This window comes from Paenalicyclobacillus cellulosilyticus (genome assembly GCF_014647315.1).
Lineage (GTDB): Bacteria > Bacillota > Bacilli > Alicyclobacillales > Alicyclobacillaceae > Alicyclobacillus_J > Alicyclobacillus_J cellulosilyticus.
Window position 1 is genome coordinate 1 of record NZ_BMOY01000092.1, and the last position, 850, is coordinate 850.

The following is an 850-nucleotide window of genomic DNA, read 5'->3' on the forward strand; positions in this document are numbered from 1 at the left end:
ATCCCGTACTAATCGCCACAGGAAACGACTGGCGTGCGGTTGAGGCGGGAGTGCACGCTTACGCTTCAAGAAGTGGTCGTTACAAGGCCATCACACAATGGCGTTATCAGGATGGTGAGTTAACCGGTGAATTAACAGCACCGATTATTGTTGGCACTGTTGGCGGTGTTACTTCCTTACATCCAACGGCTAAGATGTGCCTTCGCATGATGGGAATTGAAACCGCGAATCAACTATCACGGGTAATTGCTGCGGTTGGACTGGTCCAAAACCTTGGTGCAATTAAGGCCTTATGTACCGAAGGTATTATTCAAGGGCATATGAAACTTCATATTGATAACCTTTTAATGGTAGCGGGGGCGACTGATGAAGAAATGCCCTTGCTTAAAGAGCGGTTACAGAATTGGTTGCACCTCTACAAACGCGTTAGTTTGAACCATGCAAGTCAATTATTAGCTGAAATTCGAAACGTGGCATCTCTCTAATGGTTTGGTCGATTCCTGCAAAAACATTTTTACTTGGGGAATATGCGGTTTTAGCAAATGGTCCCGCGCTCATTTTAACGACCTCTCCTTGTTTTAAGATTAGCATGGTTGCTGAGTCCAGTTTGTCCGGAATACATCCTGAGTCTCCTGCCGGAAAGTATTGGACTAATTGCAAACAAGCAAAAGGTTTAAGCTTTTATGACCCTTATCATGGTTTAGGAGGAATGGGAGCTTCCAGTGCTCAGTTTATTGGCGCTTATTTAGCGAGCCTTACTGATTCAGAACCCGTTCATGTTTCTTCTTTATTAGAAACGTATTTTAACTACGCCTGGAATGGCAAGGGTCTTTGTCCCAGTGGGTATGAT

Annotated in this window: 1 protein-coding gene and 1 pseudogene; both read left to right on the forward strand. The window is 44.6% G+C overall.

The features are described 5' to 3' along the window. A pseudogene (locus tag IEX97_RS12915) lies at nucleotides 1–485 on the forward strand (hydroxymethylglutaryl-CoA reductase, degradative); the annotation flags it as partial. Further along, nucleotides 485–850, forward strand: a 366-nt coding sequence (locus IEX97_RS12920) for a hypothetical protein (protein WP_229776915.1), incomplete at its 3' end; no start/stop codon positions are given. The pseudogene IEX97_RS12915 and the gene IEX97_RS12920, both read left to right, overlap by 1 nt.